At 72.3% G+C, this 22,086-nt stretch carries 18 protein-coding genes; 14 read left to right on the top strand and 4 right to left on the bottom strand.

Going from position 1 to position 22,086, the window contains the following annotated elements:
* Positions 1-172: 172 nt before the first annotated feature.
* Both AB0I49_RS17315 and AB0I49_RS17310 read left to right on the top strand, forming a co-directional pair.
* Positions 173-1,456, top strand: a complete 1,284-nt coding sequence (locus AB0I49_RS17315) for an adenylosuccinate synthase (RefSeq protein WP_363227790.1) — start codon at positions 173-175, stop codon at positions 1,454-1,456.
* Between the two features lie 215 nt (positions 1,457-1,671).
* Positions 1,672-2,682: an aldo/keto reductase gene (locus tag AB0I49_RS17310; protein ID WP_363227789.1), complete on the top strand. Its 1,011-nt coding sequence runs from the start codon at positions 1,672-1,674 to the stop codon at positions 2,680-2,682.
* A gap of 71 nt (positions 2,683-2,753) precedes the next feature.
* Here AB0I49_RS17310 and AB0I49_RS17305 read toward each other — a convergent pair whose 3' ends face one another.
* A complete protein-coding gene (locus AB0I49_RS17305) occupies positions 2,754-3,434 on the bottom strand; it encodes a TetR/AcrR family transcriptional regulator (protein WP_363227788.1) in 681 nt (226 codons plus the stop codon).
* 101 nt (positions 3,435-3,535) lie between these two features.
* Here AB0I49_RS17305 and AB0I49_RS17300 point away from each other — a divergent pair, with 101 nt between their 5' ends.
* Positions 3,536-4,501, top strand: coding sequence for an NAD(P)-dependent alcohol dehydrogenase (locus AB0I49_RS17300; protein ID WP_363227787.1), 966 nt, complete (start codon positions 3,536-3,538; stop codon positions 4,499-4,501).
* Between the two features lie 2,848 nt (positions 4,502-7,349).
* On the opposite strand, the gene AB0I49_RS17295 is transcribed toward AB0I49_RS17300, so the two are convergent.
* Positions 7,350-8,057, bottom strand: coding sequence for an MOSC N-terminal beta barrel domain-containing protein (locus AB0I49_RS17295; RefSeq protein ID WP_363227895.1), 708 nt, complete (start codon positions 8,055-8,057; stop codon positions 7,350-7,352).
* Between the two features lie 183 nt (positions 8,058-8,240).
* On the opposite strand from AB0I49_RS17295, the gene AB0I49_RS17290 reads away from it, so the two are divergent.
* The 8 genes from AB0I49_RS17290 (at position 8,241) to AB0I49_RS17255 (ending at position 14,609) form a co-directional block, all read left to right on the top strand.
* Positions 8,241-9,095, top strand: coding sequence for a Scr1 family TA system antitoxin-like transcriptional regulator (locus AB0I49_RS17290; RefSeq protein WP_363227786.1), 855 nt, complete (start codon positions 8,241-8,243; stop codon positions 9,093-9,095).
* 12 nt (positions 9,096-9,107) lie between these two features.
* On the top strand, positions 9,108-9,299 hold the full coding sequence (locus AB0I49_RS17285) for a DUF397 domain-containing protein (RefSeq protein WP_363227785.1): 192 nt from the start codon (positions 9,108-9,110) through the stop codon (positions 9,297-9,299).
* A 188-nt stretch (positions 9,300-9,487) separates the two neighbouring features.
* Positions 9,488-9,766, top strand: coding sequence for a hypothetical protein (locus tag AB0I49_RS17280; protein ID WP_363227784.1), 279 nt, complete (start codon positions 9,488-9,490; stop codon positions 9,764-9,766).
* Positions 9,767-9,804: 38 nt separating this feature from the next.
* Entirely contained in the window at positions 9,805-10,053 is a 249-nt protein-coding gene (locus AB0I49_RS17275; protein WP_363227783.1) for a hypothetical protein, read from the top strand.
* A 534-nt stretch (positions 10,054-10,587) separates the two neighbouring features.
* Positions 10,588-11,040, top strand: a complete 453-nt coding sequence (locus AB0I49_RS17270; RefSeq protein ID WP_363227782.1) for an SRPBCC family protein — start codon at positions 10,588-10,590, stop codon at positions 11,038-11,040.
* Positions 11,041-11,361: 321 nt separating this feature from the next.
* Entirely contained in the window at positions 11,362-12,741 is a 1,380-nt protein-coding gene (locus tag AB0I49_RS17265) for an aspartate aminotransferase family protein (protein ID WP_363227781.1), read from the top strand.
* A gap of 193 nt (positions 12,742-12,934) precedes the next feature.
* Entirely contained in the window at positions 12,935-13,711 is a 777-nt protein-coding gene (locus AB0I49_RS17260) for a GntR family transcriptional regulator (protein ID WP_363227780.1), read from the top strand.
* 247 nt (positions 13,712-13,958) lie between these two features.
* On the top strand, positions 13,959-14,609 hold the full coding sequence (locus tag AB0I49_RS17255) for a hypothetical protein (RefSeq protein WP_363227779.1): 651 nt from the start codon (positions 13,959-13,961) through the stop codon (positions 14,607-14,609).
* 40 nt (positions 14,610-14,649) lie between these two features.
* Here AB0I49_RS17255 and AB0I49_RS17250 read toward each other — a convergent pair whose 3' ends face one another.
* The gene (locus AB0I49_RS17250; protein WP_363227778.1) at positions 14,650-15,399 is read right to left on the bottom strand and encodes an SLATT domain-containing protein; all 750 of its coding nucleotides are present in this window, start codon (positions 15,397-15,399) and stop codon (positions 14,650-14,652) included.
* Positions 15,400-15,623: 224 nt separating this feature from the next.
* On the opposite strand from AB0I49_RS17250, the gene purD reads away from it, so the two are divergent.
* The 3 genes from purD to AB0I49_RS17235 all read left to right on the top strand — a co-directional run bounded on the left by purD (position 15,624) and on the right by AB0I49_RS17235 (position 21,034).
* The gene (gene purD, locus AB0I49_RS17245; protein ID WP_363227777.1) at positions 15,624-16,892 is read left to right on the top strand and encodes a phosphoribosylamine--glycine ligase; all 1,269 of its coding nucleotides are present in this window, start codon (positions 15,624-15,626) and stop codon (positions 16,890-16,892) included.
* A gap of 336 nt (positions 16,893-17,228) precedes the next feature.
* Positions 17,229-19,256 carry a hypothetical protein gene (locus tag AB0I49_RS17240; RefSeq protein WP_363227894.1) on the top strand — a complete coding sequence of 676 codons (2,028 nt, stop codon included), beginning with the start codon at positions 17,229-17,231 and terminating at the stop codon, positions 19,254-19,256.
* 266 nt (positions 19,257-19,522) lie between these two features.
* Positions 19,523-21,034: a N,N-dimethylformamidase beta subunit family domain-containing protein gene (locus tag AB0I49_RS17235; RefSeq protein WP_363227776.1), complete on the top strand. Its 1,512-nt coding sequence runs from the start codon at positions 19,523-19,525 to the stop codon at positions 21,032-21,034.
* Between the two features lie 37 nt (positions 21,035-21,071).
* Here the strand turns inward: AB0I49_RS17235 and AB0I49_RS17230 are convergent, their stop codons facing one another.
* Positions 21,072-21,986, bottom strand: a complete 915-nt coding sequence (locus AB0I49_RS17230) for a LysR family transcriptional regulator (protein ID WP_363227775.1) — start codon at positions 21,984-21,986, stop codon at positions 21,072-21,074.
* Positions 21,987-22,086: the final 100 nt, after the last annotated feature.

Raw genomic sequence — 22,086 nt, 5'->3', positions numbered from 1 at the left:
GGCTCTGGAGCCGACACCTCGGTCCTTCCTCAGGTAGCATCTCGGTGCAAGAGCCCCTTGCGCTATTGCGCCAGGGGCTTCGTCTATTCCGGGGCACCGGTTCGACGGCTCTAGCGATGGCAGAAACCATCGCGCACGTTGGACATGCCCCGCCCGGAAGGGGTGTACGCCTGTGCCCGCACTTGTGCTGCTCGGTGCTCAGTGGGGTGACGAGGGCAAGGGGAAGGCCACCGACCTGCTCGGCGGCTCAGTGGACTACGTGGTGCGTTACCAGGGCGGCAACAACGCCGGCCACACGGTTGTCGTAGGCGACCAGAAGTACGCACTGCACCTTCTCCCCTCCGGCATCCTCTCGCCGGGGTGCACCCCGGTGATCGGTAACGGAGTCGTCGTCGACCCGGCGGTCCTGCTCTCCGAGCTGAGCGGACTGAACGAGCGTGGCGTCGACACGTCCAAGCTCATGATCAGCGGTAACGCCCATCTGATCACGCCCTATCACACGACCGTCGACAAGGTGACGGAACGGTTCCTCGGCAAGCGGAAGATCGGCACCACCGGCCGCGGCATCGGCCCGACCTACGCCGACAAGATCAACCGCGTCGGCATCCGCGTCCAGGACCTCTTCGACGAGTCGATCCTGCTCCAGAAGGTCGAGGCGTCCCTCGACTTCAAGAACCAGCTCCTCGCCAAGCTCTACAACCGGCGCGCGATCGTCGCCGAGCAGGTCGTCGAGGAGCTGCTCGGCTACGCCCCGCAGCTCAAGGACTACGTCGCCGACACGACGCTCGTCCTCAACGACGCCATCGACGCCGGCAAGGTCGTCCTCTTCGAGGGCGGCCAGGGCACGCTGCTCGACGTCGACCACGGCACGTACCCCTTCGTCACCTCCTCGAACCCGACCGCGGGCGGCGCCTGCACGGGCTCGGGCGTCGGCCCGACGAAGATCAACCGGGTCATCGGCATCCTCAAGGCGTACACCACCCGCGTCGGCTCGGGCCCCTTCCCGACCGAGCTGCTCGACGCCGACGGCGAGGCGCTGCGCGACATCGGCGGCGAGCGCGGCGTGACCACCGGCCGCGACCGCCGCTGCGGCTGGTTCGACGCGGTCATCGCCCGCTACGCGACGCGCGTCAACGGCCTCACGGACTTCTTCCTCACGAAGCTGGACGTGCTCACCGGCTGGGAGCAGATCCCGGTCTGCGTCGCCTACGAGATCGACGGCAAGCGCGTCGACGAACTGCCCTACAGCCAGACCGACTTCCACCACGCGAAGCCGGTCTACGAGAACCTGCCGGGCTGGTCCGAGGACATCACCAAGGCCAAGACGTTCTCCGACCTGCCGAAGAACGCGCAGGCGTACGTCAAGGCGCTGGAGGACATGTCCGGCGCCCCGATCTCCGCCATCGGCGTGGGCCCGGGCCGCACGGAGACGATCGAGATCAACTCCTTCCTGTAGGCCACTGCCAGGCCATTCCTGTGCGCCCGCCCGCCCTTGTACGAGGGCGGGCGGGCGTTTCAGTTCTGCCGTCTCTGCCGCTTCTGCCGCCTCTTCCGCCTCTGTCGTCTCCGCCGCCTCTGCGCGCTTCTGCCGCCGGGCGTGCGGGCCGGGAGCGCATGCCCCACGCCTCCGGACTTGCGTTGGAACGCGCTCCAACTCCTAGGTTCCGAAGCATGCGATACCTCAGACTCGGAACGACCGGACTGGAAGTCTCCGCCATCACCCTCGGCTGCATGAGCTTCGGCGAGCCGGACCGGGGCGGCGAGCCCTGGTCGCTGGGCGCGGACGCCGGCCGGGACATCATCAAGCAGGCCCTTGAGGCCGGCGTCAACTTCCTCGACACGGCCAATGGGTACAGCGCCGGAAGCAGCGAGGAGATCGTCGGCCAGGCGGTCAAGGACTTCGCCCGGCGCGAGGAGGTCGTTCTCTCCACCAAGGTCTGGATGCGGATGCGCCCCGGCCCGAACGGCGCCGGGCTGTCCCGCAAGGCGATCTTCGCCGAGCTCGACGCCTCCCTGAAGCGACTGGGGACCGACTACATCGACCTGTACCAGATCCACCGCTGGGACTACGACACCCCGATCGAGGAAACCCTGGAGGCGCTGCACGACGCGGTCAGGTCCGGGAAGGTCCGCTACATCGGAGCCTCTTCCATGTACGCCTGGCAGTTCGCCAAGGCCCTGTACCTGGCTGACCTGAACGGCTGGACCCGGTTCGTGTCGATGCAGGACCACTACAACCTCATCCACCGAGAAGCGGAGCGGGAGATGCTCCCGCTCTGCGCCGACCAGGGCATCGGCGTGATCCCGTGGAGCCCGCTGGCGCGGGGCAGGCTGACGCGGGCCCGGGACACCGCCACGGCGCGTGCCGGGACCGACGAGGGCGGCAAGATCCTCTACCGCGACGAGGACCAGGCGGTGGCCGAGCGCGTCCACGAGATCGCGGGCAAGCGGGGCCTGTCCCCGGCCCAGGTCGCGCTGGCCTGGGTCGTGCGCCACCCGGCGGTGACCTCGCCCATCGTCGGGGTCACCAAGCCGGCCCAACTGGCCGACGCGGTCGCCGCGGTGGACGTCGAACTGGACGAGGACGAGGCCGCCTATCTGGAAGAGCCCTACCAACCGCACGGCGTCGCCTACTTGGAGGAGTCCTTCTACAAGTCACGCCCCGCGGCGGGCTCCCGGTAGACCGGGCTACCGATAGTCCGGGCTCCCGGTAGCCCGGGCTACGGCCGGCGCGGGGCCTTCGACGAGCCCTGTCAGGTTCGGGGGGACCGCCGCCCCTGGAGGCTGTCAGCCGCGATCGGGAGACTGCGCAGTGTCAGGGCGGCCGGCGGAGGCAGCGGTTCGTCGGCCGCGCCGGCGCGGAACGACTGGAGCAGGTAGGCCACCAGGCGCCGGGACGCCGCACCGTCACCCGGTAGAGCGGTCACCAGACCGCAGTGCGCCAACAGGGCCACGGCGAGGTCGGAAGGGTGAAAATCGGCCCGCAGCGCGCCCGACGCCTGGGCCCTGCGCACCAGGGTCATGAACTCCCGCTCGGCTCGTCGCCGGGACTGCGCGTGCTCCGACGTGCTGTCCGGGAAGGCCGCGACGAACGCGGCCGGGAAGCCGCGTTCCTCCCGTTGCAGAGCGCAGACCGTCTCGACCAGATGCTGGAAGCCCTGCCACGGGTCAGGGGCGGCCAGAGCCTCGGTGAGCGCCCGTGCACAGATCTCCATCTGCTGCGCGAACGCGCCCCTCACCAGAGCGTCCCGGGTCGGGAAATGCCGGTACAGCGTCGCCACGCCGACCCCGGCCCGACGGGCCACGGTCGCCATCGGGGCGTCGATCCCGTGCTCCGCGAAGACCGCACGGGCGGCGACGAGGACGCGCTCCCGGTTGCGTCGGGCGTCCGCCCGCACCCCGTCCTGGGCTGTGATCCAAGAGGATTCCGCCATCACTGTCTCTCACTTCCGGCCCAATCGGACGATTGCGTCCACTTACGAGCTTACGGTCGACGCCAGTCCCCTGTACGGCCTCCGGCGGCAAAGGCGGAACGATGAACGACCGCATGATGAAGGCAGTGCTCTACGACCGCTACGGCGGCCCCGATGTGCTCTACACGGGCCACGTGCCACGCCCCGAGCCGGCGCCCGGCGAGGTCCTTGTGAAGGTGCGCGCGTTCAGCGTCAACGGCGGCGAACTGGCAGCCCGTGCCGGCCGCCTCCGCCTCCTGAGCGGCCGCAAATTCCCCAAGCGCGTCGGCCTGGACTTCACCGGCGAGGTCGCCGCTCTGGGCGCCGGCGTCACGCGGCCTGCGACCGGCGACCGCGTATGGGGAGTCTTGGGCCGCACCTCCGGGTTCGGCAGCGCCGCCGAGTACGTGACCGTGCCCGCCGAGCGGGTCGGCCGGCTCCCCGACGGCCTCGACCTGGTGGACGCCGCCGCGCTGCCGGTGGCCACCACGGCCATCACCGTGCTGCGGGACAAAGCCGGGCTGCGCCCCGGCGAACGGCTCCTCGTCCGGGGCGCGGCAGGCGGCGTCGGCAACGCCGCCGTCCAGCTCGGACGGGCGTACGGCGCCGAGGTCACGGCCCTCGCCCGCGCGGCCAACCTCGACTTCGTCCGCGGGCTCGGCGCGCACAAGGCCGTCGACCACCGGACCGCGCGGCCGACAGAACTGGGCCGCTTCGACGTGGTCCTGGACACCGCGGGGACCGACCTGCCGGCCTTCCGCCGCCTGCTGAATCCCGGCGGGCGCATGGTCACCATCGCCCTCGACCTGAAACGGCCCGCCGCGTCGCTCGGCTACCTCGCGGCCAGCACGGTCCACGGACACGGCCGAGTGCGCTTCTTCAGCGGCAACCCCACACAGGCGCACTTCGACGACCTCGCCCGCCATGTGGTCGAGGGCAAACTGAGCCCCGCGGTGGACACGGTCTTCCCCCTGGAGGAGACAGCAGCGGCACACCGAGCACTGGAGACGGGCGGCGTCCAGGGCAAGTACGTGGTCAGGGTCGCGTAGGACCGTAGAACCCCTGTGAAGGCGCTGATCACAGCCACCCGCCGATGGTGGCCGCCGCTACGGTGGCCGCCGCTACGAGGACGGTCGCCTCTTTTAGCGGACCGCGAGCTGCCGGGTGGGGCGGCATTGGGGGAGGGGGTGGGCTGGGGTCGGTTCGCTGGGTGCGGGTGGGTTTGTGGCTGGGGTTAGGGAGGCTCGCTGCGCTTTGCGGCTGGCTGCTGCCGCGAGGTGGTTGTGGTGGGGGCTTCGGGTGCGGGGGCCGGGGGCGAATCGGGCCTGTGATTCAAGGGATCAGCGGTGGTGGGGCGGGGGTTGGTTGGCTACCTGGCGGCCGGTGTGGGGTTGGTGTCGCAGGCGGCTGCCGCGTGGGGCGGCATTGTGCTCGGTTGGGTGCGGTTCTCGTCTCGGACCCTTCGGTCCAGAGCGCTGGCAGCGGCAGGGAGGGGGGCGGCCTGGGGTCGGTTCACTGCCTGCGGGTGGGTTCGTGGCCGGGGTTAGGGCTGGCTCGCTGCGCTTTGCGCTGGCCGCTGCCGCGAAGTGGTCGTGGTGGGGGCTTCGGGTGCGGGTGCGGGGGTGGCTCGGGCCTGTGGTCCAAGGGATCAGCGGTGGTGGGGCGGGGGTTGGTTCGCTATGTGCTGCCCCGTGTGGGGTTGGGGTACCTGCGCGGCTGCCGGGTGGGGCGGCATTGCGCTCGGTTGGGTGCGGCTTTCGTCTCGGACCCTTCGGGTCCAGAGCGTCAGCAGCGGCAGGGGAGGGGGCGGGCCGGGGTCGGTTCGCTGCCTGCGGGTGGGTTCGCAGCTGGGGTTAGAGAGGCTCGCTGCGCATAGCGGCTGGCCGCTGCCGCGAGGTGGCTGTGGTGGGGTCTTCGGGTGCGGGTGCGGGGTGGCGCGGGCCTGTGATCCAAGAGATCAGCGGCGGTGGGACTGGGGGTTGGTTCGCTACATGCTGCTTGTTGTCGCGGGCGGCTGCCGGGTGGGGCGGCATTGCGCCCGGTCAGGTGCGGGCATCGTCTCGGACCCTGCGGGTCCAGAGCGCCAGCAGCGGCAGGGGAGGGGGTGGGCCAGGGCCGGTTCGCTGCCTGCGGGTGGTTTCGTGGCTGGGGTTAGAGAGGCTCGCTGCGCATAGCGCTGGCCGCTGCCGCGAAGTGGCTGTGGTGGGAGCTTCGGGTGCGGGCGGGGTCGGGCTCGGGCCTGTGATCACAAGCAGGGGCAGTGGCGCGCGGCGCTGCACCCGGGAGTACTGGCCGGGGAGGGTTCCCGCCCGTAGAAGAGCGGCCCAGGGCTGGGGAAATCCCACTCCGGCGGCCCGTGTGCCCGGTATGCCCGATAGGCCAGGCCCACCGTTCAACAGAGTGCGCCTACCGCCCGGTTCCGGGTCCGCTATGACGCTTTTGCCGGGTGGCAACTCAACCCTACCTATGAGTAGCCGACGAGCCGCCCCGGGCCGCCGCTCCTCTGCCGCCGCTGGCCGCTGCCGCGAGGTGGTCGTGGTGAGTTGGTGGGGTGCGGGGGTGGCGGGGAAGGTCCGGGGTCCGTTCGCTGGCCGTCGCCCGGCCCGAGGCCGGGCTGCATGAAGCTGCACTGCGCTCCGCAGGGGTACTCGCGGGTAGGGTGGAGTTACCGCCCGACAAAAGTGCCTTACCGGGCACGGAAGTGGGCTGTAACCCCACCCCGTTGCCCCATCAACTTCACAGGCCGGGCATATCGGGCACGCTGACCGCCAGGTGAGGGTTTCCCCACCCCAAGGCCCCGCCCAGCGGGCGGAAACTACCCCCGGGCCCCAAGCCCCGCCCCACGCGCCGCGATCCGCTGCCCTGCTTGTGATCACAGGCCCGCGCCACCCCGCCCCCGCACCCGAAGACCCCACCACAGCCACTTCGCGGCAGCGGCCAGCGCTATGCGCAGCGAGCCTCTCTAACCCCGGCCGCGAACCCACTCGCAGGCAGTGAACCGTCCCCAGGCCGCCCCCTTCCCTGCCGCTGCTGGCGCTTTGGACCCGAAGGGTCCGAGACGAAACCCGCAGTCGACCGAGCGCAATGCCGCCCCACCCGGCAGCCGCCCGCGACACCAAGCAGCACGTAGCGAACCAATCCCCAGTCCCGCCGCCGCTGATTCCTTGGATCACAGGCCCGCGCCACTCTCGCCCCCGAACCCCGCCAACTCACCACGGCCACTTCGCGGCAGCGGCCAGCGCTATGCGTAGCGAGCCTCTCTAACCTCAGCCGCGAACTCACTCGCAGGCAGTGAACTGGCCCTGGCCACCCCCCTTCCCTGCCGCTGCTGGCGCTTTGGACCCGCAGGGTCCGAGACGATGCCCGCAGCCGACCGAGCGCAATGCCGCCCCACGCGGCAGCCGCGCAGGTGCCGCAACCCTTCACCGGGTGCCAGGTAGCCAACCAACTCCAGCTCCACCAGCGCTGATCCCTTGAATCACAGACCCGCGCCACCCCCGCACCCGCGCTCGACGACACCACCGCAACCACTTCGCGGCAGCGGCCAGCGCTATGCGCAGCGAGCCTCCCTAACCCCAGCCCCGAACCCCGCCGCAGGCAGCGAACCGACCCCAGGCCGCCCCCTCCCCTGCCGCTGCTGGCGCTCTGGACCCGCAGGGTCCGAGACGAGAACCGCACCCAACCGGGCGCAATGCCGCCCCACGCGGCAGCCGTGCCCGTGCCCCAACTCCGCTCTGATGGTTCTTGGCCGGTGTCGCGGAGCCAGACGGCGACTGCGTTGCGGCGTCGGTGCTGGGTTTTGCCGAAGGCTGATTACGCTTCCCGCCCCTCTTCGGGGAAGTCGCACGGCAACGGCTCGATCAACCCACCCACCGGACAAGCGCCATCAGGAACGGCCTAGAGCAGAACAAGGGGGTCTCCGGCCCGTACCTGTCCTGGCGACACGACCGTGGCGAGTCCGTCCAGCCGCATGTCGTGCGCCTTTGTGATGGCCCGCAGCACCAGCGAGGAGTGGGGGAGGTCCTGCTGGGCCTCGTTGGTCATCACGCATCGCTCACTCGACCGTACGAACTCGATGCAGGCCGCGTCGCCGATCCGCGCCTTGCTCCCGAACCACTCGTCCTCGACGAAGGGAGGGGTGCCGGGCGGCGTCCGTACCAGGAGGTTCGGTCGGAAGCGTCGTTCATCGACGGGGACGTCGGGCACCGCCGAACGTACCCAGTCCAGGGTGGCCGTGGTCAACACGCTGACCGGCAGCTGGTCGAAGTGGGAGATTTCCCCTTCGCGCGCTACCTCGACGTCCTCGCGGTCCAGGTAGCGACGAAGGTAGGCGCTGGCATCTGGTACCACCGCGCCTCGCGGGTCCAGCAGTTCAGGTTCACCGGCGTCGTCCACGTACCGGGAACGCAGGTGCAGCAGGCCCGACATCCTGCGGAAGCGGCGCGTATTCTTCCCCGAGCCGAATTTTCCCTGAGCGTCGCGCACGGCGAAGAGTCGATCGCCGACGAGCCCTCTCGCCTCCATCTCCGCCCGGTGAAGAAGTTCGCCCCCGGTCGACTTGATCGGATACCGCCAGATCCGTTCGATCACGCCTGCCTTGGTCATCACTTGGATGAGGATACGGAGGGGGCACGAGCGAAGGCGTACGCATTTTCGATGTGCACCCTCGGTGACCAGCCAACCGGTGGCCTCCGGCCGCCCGGCGCAGCGGGGGCCGTTGTCGTGCTCCAGGTCGTTGCGTGTGTGGCGGCCTGGCTACGCTGGGTGCTTCCAGGGGAAGGGGAGCCGATGCCGGTACGTAAGCCTTCGACCGAACGGCAGCGCAGGTTGGGCGCCGAGTTGCGCAAGATGCGTGAGCACGTGGGGCTGAACATCAGCGAGGCCGCCGCGATGCACCGTACGGACCGGACCACTGTCAGCAATACAGAGTCGGCCCGGTCCGGTGTCAGCAGCGACCGGGTGCGGGTGTGGGCCGCCAACTACTCGTGCCCCGACGCCGAGTACATCGACGCGCTCGCGGAGATGGCGCGTGAACGTGGGACGTACTGGTGGGACGAGTATCGAGATTTCGTCAGCGCCAGCGCTCTCGACCTCGCGGAATTGGAGCACCACGCGGTAGCCCTGCGGTCCGTACAGATCACGCACATGCCGGGACTGCTTCAGCACGAGGACTACGTGCGCGCCGTGTTCGCGGAGGCGGTGCCGCCAATGGCGTCCGACGACTTCGAGCGCAAGCTTTCCTTTCGGCTCCGGCGCAGTGGCGTACTCGACCGCTCGCCGTCGCCGCCGGCGTGCACGTTCGTCATCCATGAGATGGCGCTGCGCCTGCTGTTCGGTGGCAGTCGAGTGCTCAAGGCGCAACTGAATCACCTTCTGGAGCAGTCCGAACGGGAGCAAGTAGAGGTCCGTATTCTGCCCCTTGAAGCCGGTGGTTTCCCTGGAGCGGTGAGCTCGACCCTCTTGGCGTGCGGGCCGGTCGCGCAGCTCGATACCGTGCAGATGGATACCCCGGCCGGTTCGCTGTTCCAGCACGCGGAGACCCACCTAGCGAACTACCGTGCTGTGATAGACCGGTTGGAGGAGCGTTCTCTCGACCGGGATCGGTCCCGTGACTTCATCCGCGAGGCAGCGCAGCAACTGTGAAGGTGTACAAGAGTGGACGTCCAGTGGCTTAAGTCATCGTTCTCGGATCAGCCCGAAGGCAACTGCCTCGAACTCGCCGCCTGTGCGGGGGCCATCCTGATGCGCGAGAGCGACGACCCCGGTGTGGTCGTCACGACCACGCCTGCGAAGCTCCGCGCGTTCCTGGCCGGTGCGAAGGCGGGAGAGTTCGACGGCGCGGCGTAGCCGTCGTATCGGCGTACGCCAAATACGCCAAACGGGTGCGGCTTCGCACAACATGTTGTGCGTGGCTTCATGTTGGGACTACCGTCGCAACTGCGCGCTGTAGTCACGCCGTTACAGCGGGCAGTAAGGTGCCCCGGCGGTGTTCGCAGCACCCCGGGGCGCGGCCAACGCCAACAAGGAGCGTCAACATGGCCCACCGTATCCAATCCGCCCTGCGGCGAACACTCGCTCGCGTCACCTCTCTGTTCACCGCCACCACAGAGGGGAGATCTCCCAGTACCCCGGCCACCAGGCCGCACGGCCGCCCGGCCACGGGCCTGGCGGATGACTTGCCGCTGCCGTACGTCGCGCCCGTGTTCGCGTTCAGCGGGATCGACATCGGGCCCAGCGGGATGCGGGTGCGGCTTACGCCGGTCGCGGAGCGGGGCGGCTGCAAGGCTGTCGCGAAGGCCGGGGTGGCCGGCTGATGGGGGCGCGTGCGGCTGCGCCGCTTCGTATCAGCCGGGTGCCGAGCAAGCCGGTGCGGCGGGAGGAGGACGGGCGGATCGCCATTCACCTCTGGTTGCAGTGCGACGGGGAGTTCGGCGGTGATGTCACGCTCCGGCTCGCGCCCGCCGACGCCGAACTCCTGCACGCGCAGCTCTGCTACGCCCTCGACGACTGGCCCGCCGTGGAACCGGCGTCCCTCGGCCAACGGCTGCCGGACTGCCGCAAGAAGGTGCAGGGCGGCAAGAACGGGGGCCCGCGTCCGTAGCGGCTGATCAGCCTCATGGCCCCGCCCGATCCCGCCCTCCTCCTGCGGGCCGGGCGGGGCGCAGCTGGACCCACGCCGCCGAGCGTCGTCGCTTCATGCTTGGTGCCGCCCAGCCACGCCGCCGCCGACCTGTTGCGGTCGTACGGAGCCGACGGGCGGCGTTGAGGGGATCGGGCCTGTTTCCGCTGTTTGCGTTTTTCCTCGCACGAGCCCTCCCGGGGAGGGAATTCGAGGACCGTGCGCGGCATGTCATACCACCCGGCCCGTTCGGCCGAGCCGGTCACGCCGCAGGACGTCGGGGATGTTCGGGGACCTCGGCCCCGGAGCGACCGGGACGGTCAGCGCGTCAGCGCGTCAGCGCCTCAGTGCTTCCCGGCGGGCTGCTCGCGCGCTGCGGGCGGACACTGGGAAAGGCGCGGCAGCGCCAGTGGCCGAAATCCCGCAGCGGCTTCCGATTAAGGGGCCAAGTAAACACCCGAGTAAACACCCGAGTAAGCGCCCGAGGAAGCATCCAGGTAAACGGAGGAAGAAACCATGGCCGGCAAGCTCGAATTCGTCTACGTCACCTATATCGAGAGCACCCCGGAAAGGCTCTGGACCGCCCTCACCGACCCCGGGCAGACCGCCGCCTACTGGGGCCACAGCAACGTCTCGGACTGGCAGGTCGGCTCCGCGTGGGAGCACCAGCGTACGGACGGCTCGCGCACCGCCGACGTCGTCGGCACCGTCGTGGAGAGCAGGTCGCCCACGCGGCTCGTGACGACCTGGGCCGAGCCCGGCACCGGGCAGGAGGCCGACCCCTCGCGCGTCACCTTCGCCATCGAGCCGTACGGCGAGATCGTCCGGCTCACCGTGACCCATCAGGACCTGGCCGGGGAGGCCGAGCGGAACGCCGTCGCCGGGGGGTGGCCCGCGGTGCTCTCCAACCTCAAGACGTTCGTCGAGACCGGGCGCCCGCTGCCGCAGGAGCCGTGGACGATGCCGTAGCCGACCCCCGCCGACCCCCGCCGACCCCCGCCGACCCCCGCCGACCCCCGCCGACCCCCGCCGACCCCCGCCGGCCCCCGTCGGCCCCCGCCGCCCCCGCCGGACCCGTAAGCCCGCCGCCCCCCCCACGAGGAGGACGGCCGCGACCCGCGCCCCGCGATCCGCTCCCACCCCACCCCGCCGGTCGGCAGTGTGTCCATCTCCGTGACCACTGCCATACACACTGCCGGTACCGGCCCTTTCCGCCGGTCCCTACCCTGGCGGTGTCCGTTTTCAGCCCCGGCGGGCCCGAGCGCCCCTGATGGATCCGAGGTACCGACTGTGAGCACGCAGCCTCAGCAGCAGGCCACCGCGCAGCCCGACCCCGCCGCCGGCGCCGCCGTGAAGGCCGCCGACCGCGCGCACGTCTTCCATTCCTGGTCGGCGCAGGGACTCATCGACCCGCTGGCCGTCGCGGGCGCCGAGGGTTCGTACTTCTGGGACTACGACGGCAACCGCTACCTCGACTTCTCCAGCGGCCTCGTCTTCACCAACATCGGGTACCAGCATCCGAAGGTCGTCGCCGCGATCCAGGAGCAGGCCGGGAAGCTCGCCACCTTCGCGCCCGCCTTCGCCGTGGAGTCGCGCTCCGAGGCCGCGCGGCTGATCGCCGAGCGGACCCCCGGCGACCTCGACAAGATCTTCTTCACCAACGGCGGCGCGGAGGCCGTCGAGAACGCCGTGCGGATGGCCCGGCTGCACACGGGCCGCGCGAAGGTGCTCTCCGCCTACCGCTCGTACCACGGCGCGACGTCCGCCGCGATCAACCTCACCGGCGACCCGCGCCGCTGGCCGTCCGACACCGCCTCGGCGGGCGTCGTGCACTTCTGGGCGCCCTTCCTCTACCGCTCGCCCTTCCACGCGCAGACCGAGGCGGAGGAGTGCGACCGCGCGCTCCAGCACCTTGAGGACACCATCGCCTTCGAGGGGCCCGGCTCCATCGCCGCGATCATTCTGGAGACCATCCCCGGCACGGCCGGCATCATGACCCCGCCGCGCGGCTACCTCGCCGGGGTCCGCGAGATCTGCGACCGGTACGGCATCGTCTTCATCCTCGACGAGGTGATGGCGGGGTTCGGCCGTACGGGCGAGTGGTTCGCCGCCGACCTCTTCGACATCGTCCCCGACCTCATGACCTTCGCCAAGGGCGTCAACTCCGGTTATGTGCCGCTGGGCGGCGTCGCCATCTCGGCGGAGATCGCCGCCACCTTCGACACCCGCCCCTACCCCGGCGGCCTCACCTACTCCGGCCACCCCCTGGCCTGCGCCGCCGCTGTCGCGACGATCAACGTGATGGCGGAGGAGGGCATCGTCGGCAAGGCGGCTGACCTCGGCGCCCGGGTCCTGGAGCCGAGGCTGCGGGAGATCGCCGAGCGCCACCCCTCGGTCGGCGAGGTGCGCGGCGTCGGCGCGTTCTGGGCGCTGGAGCTCGTACGGAACCGGGAGACGCGCGAGCCGCTGGTGCCGTACAACGCGTCCGGCGAGGCGAACGCGCCGATGGGCGCCTTCGCCGCCGCCTGCAAGAAGTCCGGGCTGTGGCCCTTCGTGAACATGAACCGCACCCACGTCTGCCCGCCCCTGACCATCTCCGAGTCCGAGGCGAAGGAGGGGATCGCGCTGCTCGACGCCGCTCTCTCGGTGGCGGACGAGTTCACGGTCTGACGCCGGTACGGTCCTGATGTCGGTACGGCCCTGATGCCGGTACGGTCCTGACGCCGATACAGCCCTGACGCCCCCTCTCTCGCAGGCCGCGCCCGTCTCCCCCCCCGACGTGCGCGGCCTGCGTCATGTGCGGCAGCGAAGCAGCCTCCGCAACGCGCCTCGCATATCGTGTGCGCGACGACGAGAGGCGCAGATGTCAGGGAACTCAGCAAAGGGCGGCACAGTACTGCGCACCACGCTGCGCGCGCAGATCGCCGACGCGCTCCGCGACGAAGTGCTCGCGGGACGGCTGCCGCCGGGACGCCATTTCACGGTCAAGGAGATCGCCGAGCAGTACGGAGTCTCCGCCACCCCGGTCCGCGAGGCGCTGCTGGACCTCTCGGCGCAGGGGCTGCTCGACGTGGAGCAGCATCGCGGGTTCCGGGTCCACGAGTTCTCCAGCCAGGACTTCCGCGACATGGTCGAGGCCCGCACGCTGATAGTGGAGGGGATCTTCCGCTGCTCCGCCGAGTGCGCGGTACGGACCTCCACGCCGAACGCGCTGGCCTCCGTGCGCCGCCGGGCCGAGGAGGCGAGCCGCGCGGCGCGCACGGGCGACCTGGACATCCTCATCGGGTACGACCTGCGGTTCTGGCGCGAACTCGCGGGCCTCATCGGAAACCCGTACATCATGGACTTTCTGGACCGGGTGCGGATACAGAGCTGGATCTTCACGGTGCCGCGGCTGAGGCGGCTCCCGGAGCTGCGCGGGCGGCTGTGGCACGGCCACATCGAACTGGTCGAGGCCGTGGTGGGACGGGACTCCGGGGCGGTGGGGCAGATCATCACGGCCTACAACGCGCACTCGCTCGCGCTCGTCGACTCGCCGCCGCGGGTGCCGGGGTGGGACGCGGGGCGGATGGACGCGGGGCGGACGAGCACGGGGCGGATGGACACGGGATTAGGCACGGGGCCGGTGTCCGAGAGCTGAGCCCCGAGCCGTGTCCGTACGGGCCGCGCCGCCGGTCCGATGCCTCCGGACGGCCCGATGCCCCCTGGCGACCCGTCGCATCCAGGCGGACGGAGGCCCGACCCCCGTCCCCCCGCCCCCGCAGCCTCCCATCCCCCGTCCCGGCAGTCCCCCGGTGTAATCGCCGCCGCACGCACTGTGTGATGGACCGCCCGCCCGCACTACGCTTGCCCGACCATCGCATCGACGCGAACGAGAGTGAGTTCACGTGGCCTGTGACCTCTGGCTGGTCCCCCTCGTAGACGTGCTGTGCCACAGCCCCGACAACCCCTTCGCGGAGGAGATCGCCGCCTACGACAAGGCGCTCGGCGAAGCGGGGCTGCCGCCCATACCGGTCTACAACTACATGCCCGGCCTGTCGGGCGACGTCGCCCCGGTGGCGGGCTTCGACTACGACGCGCTGCACTTCCTGCGCCGCGCCTACCTCCTGCACATCTGCGGGCTCGCCGTCACCCCGGTCGACGAACTGGGGGGTGACTACGAGCAGTTGCTGGAGATGTTCGAGTCCACGGCCCAGCAGTCGCACCTGGTGTGGCACTACGACCACGCGGGCGCGTACGTGCCCGTCGACTTCCCGCACCCGCTCTCCAACGACGAACTCCTCGAAGGCGGCGGCCCCTTGGGCTCCGCGTACGGGCTGCTGCGGGAACTGGAGGCGGTGGCACCGGTGTTGGGCATCGACCATGCCAACCCGCCGCCCGCGCCCGCGCCCCCGGCGCGCCCGACCGGCCTGGAGGAACCCGCGGCCCCGGGCCCGTACGAGGACAGCCCCTTCGCGCGCGAACGGCATGTGTGGCTGGGGCTGCACGCGGCCGTGACCCGGAGCCTGGGGCAGGGTTCGATGATCGTCTTCAGTTAGACGACCCGCGGCGGCACGCCGCGCCCGGCGCCCCGACGCGTCAGCGCGGCGGCTCCGGGGGGCGCTGGCGCGGCATGTTCGGGCGGGTGCCCGGCGGCAGCGGGAAGCGGGTGACGGGGCTCCCGCCCTCGGTCCGGGGGCCCCACGCCACCAGCGACTGCAGCAGCAGCGGGCCCGTACCCGACCCGAACTCCACCATCCAGTCCGCCGTCTCCGACCGTACGAGCTCGGTGACGTCCTCCGAGAAGCGCCGCAGCACCGTCAGGCAGCGCTCGGCCGCCTCGCTCGCCGTGCCCTCCGTCGGGCCCAGCACCTCGCGCACGCTCTCCGACGCCCAGTCGAACTGGAGCACCCCGAGGCGGCGTTGCACGGCCTGCGCCGTGGCCACATGGCGCATCCAGCCCGAGGACAGCCCGAAGAACCGGTCGCAGCCCACGCACGCCACCGCCGCGAGCAGCCCCACGAAGCCCCAGGCGGCGCCGCCGTGCAGCACGCCCGCCAGCTCCAGCAGCGGCAGGGCCGCGCCCGCCACCGCGCCGAGGGCGGCGCCCGCCCGCAGCACGCGCGCCCAGCGGCGCTTGTTCACCCGGTCCGCGAGATACCAGGCGATGACGCGCAGCGCGCCGTCCTCCACCCAGCGGTACAACTCGTCCAGCCGGTCCGCGGGCTCGCCCCAGTCGCCGAGCGGGAAGGGCCGGCCGCGCAGATCGTCGCCGTGCCGCGGCTCCTCCTGCTGCTGCTCGCCCTCCTCTCGTGGTGGCCCCTCGGGCTGCATCTCCGGCTGGCTCACCCGTGCGCTCCCTGTATGACTGTGTGGCGGTGTGACGATTGACGGCTTGACGTCTGGCGACTGACGCGCAGCCCCCCATTCCTACCGCCGAACGGCTGGCCTTGAGCCCAAGATCGAGGAATTTCCCATCGGAAGTGGTGCGGCATCGGGTATAGGCCGCGGACCACCCTCACCCGAAAGAGTGGGCGCGGTGACCGAAACGGCGTTCCCGTAGGCTGCACCCCGTGAAGGTCCTCGTCATCGGCGGCGGCGCCCGCGAACACGCCCTGTGCCGCTCTCTGTCCCTCGACCCCGACGTCACCGCCCTGCACTGCGCCCCGGGCAACACCGGGATCGCTGAAGTCGCGACGACGCACCCCGTGGACGTCCTCGACGGCGCGGCCGTCGCGGACCTCGCCCTCGCGCTCGGAGCCGACCTCGTGGTGGTGGGCCCCGAGGCGCCGCTGGTGGCGGGCGTCGCGGACGCGGTGCGCGAGCGCGGCGTCGCGGCCTTCGGCCCCTCGGCCGAGGCCGCGCGGCTGGAGGGCTCCAAGGCGTTCGCGAAGGACGTGATGGCCGCCGCGGAGGTGCCCACCGCCCGCTCGTACGTCTGCGCCGGCCCGGCGGAGATCGACGCGGCCCTCGACGCCTTCGGCGCGCCGTACGTGGTCAAGGACGACGGCCTGGCCGCCGGCAAGGGCGTCGTCGTCACCGACGACGTCGAGGCGGCCCGCGCCCACGCGCTGGCCTGCGAGCGGGTCGTCATCGAGGAATTCCTCGACGGGCCGGAGGTCTCGCTCTTCGCCGTCACGGACGGCGAGACGGTCGTGCCGTTGCAGCCCGCCCAGGACTTCAAGCGCGCGCTCGACGGCGACGAGGGGCCCAACACGGGCGGCATGGGCGCGTACTCGCCGCTGCCGTGGGCCGACCCGAAGCTCGTCGACGAGGTCCTCCAGACGGTCCTCCAGCCCACCGTGGACGAACTGCGCCGCCGCGGCACGCCGTTCTCCGGGCTGCTCTACGCGGGGCTCGCGATCACCTCGCGGGGCGTGCGGGTCATCGAGTTCAACGCCCGCTTCGGCGACCCGGAGACCCAGGTCGTCCTCGCCCGCCTCAAGACCCCGCTGGCCGGGCTGCTGCACGCCGCCGCCACCGGGGAGCTGGCCGCGTTCCCCGCGCTGCGCTGGAGCGAGGGCGCGGCCGTCACGGTGGTCGTCGCCTCGCACAACTATCCGGGGACCCCGCGCACCGGCGACGTGATCGAGGGCCTGGCCGACGTCGCGGAGCAGGACGCCCCGCACGCGTACGTGCTGCACGCCGGCACCCAGCGGGACGGCTCAGGCCGGGTGGTGAGCGCGGGCGGGCGCGTCCTGTCCGTCACCGCCTCCGGCACGGACCTGGGCGAGGCCCGTACCCGCGCCTACGAGGCCGTTTCCCGGCTGCGCCTGGACGGCTCGCACCACCGTACGGACATCGCGGCGCGGGCGGCCGAGGCGGCTGCCGCGGTCGGCTGAGGGAGCTTCCGCGGGCGGTCGAACGCGGCGCGGAGCGTTGTGCTCCATGCCGCTGACCGCTGTGCTCCGCGCCGTCGGCCGCCCTGCTCCGCGCCTCTGAAACGCTTCCTACTCGGAAGTACAGAGTCTTTACCCAAAGCCATTCCATCGAGTGACCGCGCCCCCGTCCTGCTGACGCGCGGCCCACCCCCAACTAGGGTGCGGCGCAAGCCAGCTGCCATCCGGCAACTGGCCCACCGGCATTGCGTTGTCAGTGGCCGGTGCCAGAGTGGGCACGTGGGCGTCGCCGTCGGCGCACGCCCGCGCAACACCCACCGACAGTGCAGGCAGCAGGGGGTGATCGGTCTCGTGGCAGGCCCGGAAGCAGGAGCCCAGGCGGCGCGCGGCAGGGCGCTCGCCGTGCTGCGCATCCGAAGCGCCGCGCTGGCCGTCGCGCTGCTCCCCGCCGCCGTCGCCGTCGTGCTGCTCGCGGGCAGCGCCATGGGCCGGATCGGCGACAGCTGGGACGCGGTGCGCTGGACGGTGGTCGGCGTCGCCGCCGTCGTCCTGGTGCTGGCCGCGGGCGTCGCCGCGGTGGTCGTACGGGCCCGGCCCGCGTGCAGTCCCACCGTGCCCGTGCCGGAGGAGACCGCCCCCGACCTCTACCGCCTCGTCCGCGACCTCGCGGACCGGCTCGACGTCCCCGCCCCCTCGGCGATAGCCCTCACGCCCGACTGCGACAGCTGGCTGGAGGACCGTACGCACCCGGCGCACGGCCCGCGCCGCCGCCGTTCCGGCCGGGACGGGCACGGCGCCGGGGACGAGGCGGCTCCCGTGCTGGTCGTCGGCTCGCCGTTCCTGTGGTGGATGCGCGTCGCCGAGCTGCGGGCGCTGCTCGCGCCCGTCGTCGCGGGCACCGGCCCCGCCGCCAACGCGGACATAGCGGCGGCCCGCCGCTTCGTGCGCGGGCTGGACGCGGCCGTCGCGGTCGGCGCGAGCGGCCGCGCGGGGGAGGGCCGGGGGCCGGCGGGAGGCGCCGCCGCCGTGTTCGCGCCCGTGCTCGCCGTCGTGCGCAGGCCCGCGCTCGCCTTCGTGGGGTGGGTCGCCCGGCTGCTGCTGCGCTCGTGCCGGGTCCACGCGGCCGAGATGGAGCGGTGCGTCGCCGCGGCCGCCTCCGAGCGCGCCCAGGGCGTCGACTACGGCCTGCGGATCGTCGCCCAGGAGCAGGTCGGCCTCGCCTACGCGGGCTGGGACCGGCTGCTGACCCGGGTGGCGCTGCCCGCGTGGCGGATGGGCCGCTGGCCGTCCCGGCTGGACGCGGGCGTCGTCGCCGCGCTCACCGAGCTGTCGCGCCGCGACCGCCTCGCCGACGGGTTCACCACCCGGCTCGGCGAGCGCCCCGCCTGCGATCTGCTGGAGGAGCCCGGCCTCATCGACGAGGCCACGTCGCTGCTCGCCGCCCGCCTCTTCCACGGCGGCCCGCCGGAGCCGGGCCCGGACTGGTCCCCGGTCGCCTGGAGCCAGTATCCGGAGGAGGTCGTCGACCGCAAATGGCGTCAGGAGGCCGCCCGCCTCCACCGCGCCCTGGACGACGTCAGCCTGCCGGCCGGCCTGTCACCCTCGGGCGCGGCGGGTGTCAGGGACGCCGCAGCCGCGGATGCCGCGGCCGATGCCGGGGCAGCGGACGCCGACGCCGGTACGGCAGCGCGCACCCGAAGCCGTACGGAGACGCCCGCCCAGGCCCGTACACCCGCCCGTACCGAGACGTCCGCCCGCGTCGGTACGGCAGCGCGCACACCCGCCCGTACCCCGGCCCGTACGGACGGACTACCGGCGGCTGCCGACGGCGGCCCGGTGAGGGGTACGGACGGGCCGGGCGGTGGTGCGGACCGGGCGGGGGCGCCGGCCGACGCCGGGCCGCCGGCCGCGCCGACGCTGGCCCGCGTCATCGCGCGGCTCACTTCCGCCGATGGCGGTGCGGACGTCGGAGACGGGCTGGCGAGCTGGCTCACCGCCGAGGTCGCGCGGGAGGAGGCGGCCCAGCAGGAGGCCGCCGAGCGGGAGGCCGGGCGCGGCGACCGGGTGGCGGACGACCCGTGGCTGGACGGCCTCGCGCCGCCCTTCCCGCTGCAGCCGCCGCGCACCGGCCGCGAGCTGCTGACCGACCACGTCACCGCGATGGTGTGCTGCGCGGCCATGGACTCCGCGGGCGCGGCGCCGGGCCTGGACTGGCTGGACGGGCCGGCGCTGCTGTTCGGCGGCGCCCGGCGGAGCGATCTGGCCGGGCCCGTCCTCAGCCTCGTCGAGGACGGCGACGACGGGCCGCTGCGCGGCTGGCTGTCGGAGGTCGGAGTGCGCCCGGAGAAGCCCGTCCGGCTGGTGTGAAACCGGGGAGCGCGAGGGTGCCCAGCGCCCGGCGCGGCCCCCGGTCGGCGGGCGACCCGCCGAGAAAATAGCGACAAGCGGTGACGATATGAGTGCGTTATGTGATGTGCTGGGGCCCCGTTGCCTTCGAAGGCCGGGTCCGGCACGGCCTGATCGGTACGGAGCGACAGTCGGCGCGTAGCGGCAACCGCGACAGACAGCACGACAGTGGGCGAGGCAGCGGAGCGGTAGGCGGGGACGCGGCGAGACACAGGGAGGGGACGCACGTGGGAACGGAGCAGATCCGCCGATGGGAGTCGGGGGCGCTGGCACATGCCGTCTCGGACCCCTTCGGCCAAGGCCCGGTGCCCTGGCTGCGCGGGAGCGAGCACTACTTCGACGACACCGGCCAGATCATCCCCTGGTACGTGGACGTCGAGCACGGCCCGGCCGCGGGTCCGGGCGCCGGACCGGCCGCCCGCGCGGCCAAGATCCCCGCGCCGCGGACCCGCGGTCCGCGCATGGCGGACGATGTCCACCGCCAGATCAAGGGCTTCGCGTCGACGGGCTCCGCCGCGCCGGGCGACGCCATCGACTTCCGCATCACCGTGGACCCGCCCCAGCAGTTCAGCGTGGACATCTACCGCATCGGGCACTACGGCGGCGACGGCGCCTCGAAGATCACCACGAGCCCGCGGCTCTCCGGCATCGTCCAGCCGCCCCCGCTCACCGCCGACCGGACCGTCTCCTGCCACCACTGGTGGCTCTCCTGGCGGCTCCAGATCCCCACCTACTGGAACCTCGGCGCGTACGTCGCCGTGCTCACCACCGAGGACGGCCACCGCAGCCACATCCCGTTCACGGTCCGCGACGACCACCCCGCCGACCTGCTGCTCGTCCTCCCGGACATCACCTGGCAGGCGTACAACCTCTACCCCGAGGACGGCCGTACGGGCGCCAGCCTCTACCACGCGTGGGACGACGACGGCCGTCTCCTCGGCGAGGAGGACGCCGCGGTCACGGTCTCCTTCGACCGCCCGTACGCGGGCGCGGGGCTGCCGCTGCACGTGGGGCACGCCTACGACTTCATCCGCTGGGCCGAGCGGTACGGCTACGACCTCGCGTACGCCGACACCCGCGATCTGCACGCCGGCCGCGTCGACGCCTCCCGCTATCGCGGCCTGGTCTTCCCCGGCCACGACGAGTACTGGTCCGCGCCCATGCGCCGCACCGTCGAGAAGGCCCGCGACACCGGCACCTCGCTGGTCTTCCTCTCCGCCAACACCATGTACTGGCAGGTGGAGCTGGCCCCCTCGCCGGCCGGTACCCCCGACCGCCTGCTGACCTGCCGCAAGCGCCGCGGCCCCGGCCGCGCCGCCCTGTGGCGCGAGATCGCCGCCCCCGAGCAGCAGCTGCTGGGCATCCAGTACGCGGGCCGCGTCCCGGAGCCCGCGCCCATGGTCGTACGGAACGCCGGGCACTGGCTGTGGGAGGCGGTGGGCGCGGGGGAGGGCGAGGAGCTGCCGGGCCTGGTGGCGGGCGAGGCCGACCGCTACTACCCGCGGACGGCGCTGCCCGAGCACACCCGCCGCATCCTCCTCGCCCACTCCCCGTACGAGGACAGCGAGGGGAGCACGCGGTATCAGGAGACCTCGCTGTACCGCGCGCCCAGCGGCGCCCTCGTCTTCGCGTCGGGCACGTTCGCCTGGTCGCCGGCGCTGGACCGCCCCGGCCATGTGGACGCGCGCATCCAGCGGGCCACGGCCAATCTGCTCGACCGGATCTGCAAGCGGGACTGAGCTCCCGCCCGCGCCCCTATCCGCCGGCCCGCGCCCCCTATCCGCCGGCCCGCGCCCCCAGCTCGCGCGCCAGCGCCACCGTCAGCGCCCGGAAGATCCGCACTTCCGGGTTGCCGTCCCCGGCGCGGGTCGCCAGCACGCTGTGCGCCCACGGCGCGTCCAGCACCGGCACGTACACCGCTCCGGGCCACGGGTAGTAGCGCGCGAAGGACTCCAGGCCGGAGCCCGCGCCGCGGCCCGACGCCACGCTGGTGAGGATGTCCTGCGGGGTCAGCGCGCAGTCCGGGCTCCGCCGGGGCGCGTCGCCGCCGCGTGTCCCGGCGAAGTACAGATAGTCCGTGAACGGCTGCGGCGTATGGCGCGGCAGCCGCAGGAACGGCAGGTCGAGCACGTCCGCGAGGTACACGCCGGTGCCGGCCGCGTCCGCGAGCGGCGAGGCCGCCGAGACCCCGACGATGCGCCGCTCGGTGGTCAGCACGTCCACGGCGATCCGCTCGTCGTCCGGTACGGGCCGGACGAAGGCGACGTCCACCCGGTCCTCGTGCAGCGCGCTGGAGTGCTCCGTGAAGTTCAGCTGCACGAGCGCCACCGGCGTCTCGGGCCGGGCGCGCCGGAAGGCGTTGACGGCGGCCGGGGTCACCTCGGCGGAGCCGTGACCCATGACGCCGACGCGCAGCGGCCGGCCGTCCTCGCGGCCCCGCGCGACCTCCATGACGTCGTCGACGGCGGCGTTGGCGGCGGCCAGGAGCGTACGGGCGTGCCCGGCGAGGCGCTCGCCGGCGGGGGTGGGGGCGACGGGGGAGCGGTGCAGGAGCGGCGTGCCGAGGTCGCGTTCGAGCTGCTGCACATGGCCGGTGACGGCGGCGGGGGAGAGGAACAGCCGCGCCGCGGCCCGCCCGAAGTGGCCTTCCTCGACCACCGCCAGGAAGGAGGACAGTCGGCGGAGATCCATGCCTTCCACGGTATGCGGGGCGCGGGGCCGCCGGGAAACGCCGTTCACGATCCCTGAACGGCTGGTGCGGGCGGGTGAGGGCGGCCCGTAGAAATGCGGC

Origin of the sequence: Streptomyces sp. NPDC050617 (genome assembly GCF_040654795.1) — a bacterium.
Lineage (GTDB): Bacteria > Actinomycetota > Actinomycetes > Streptomycetales > Streptomycetaceae > Streptomyces.
This window is presented reverse-complemented; position numbering and strand designations above follow the sequence as displayed.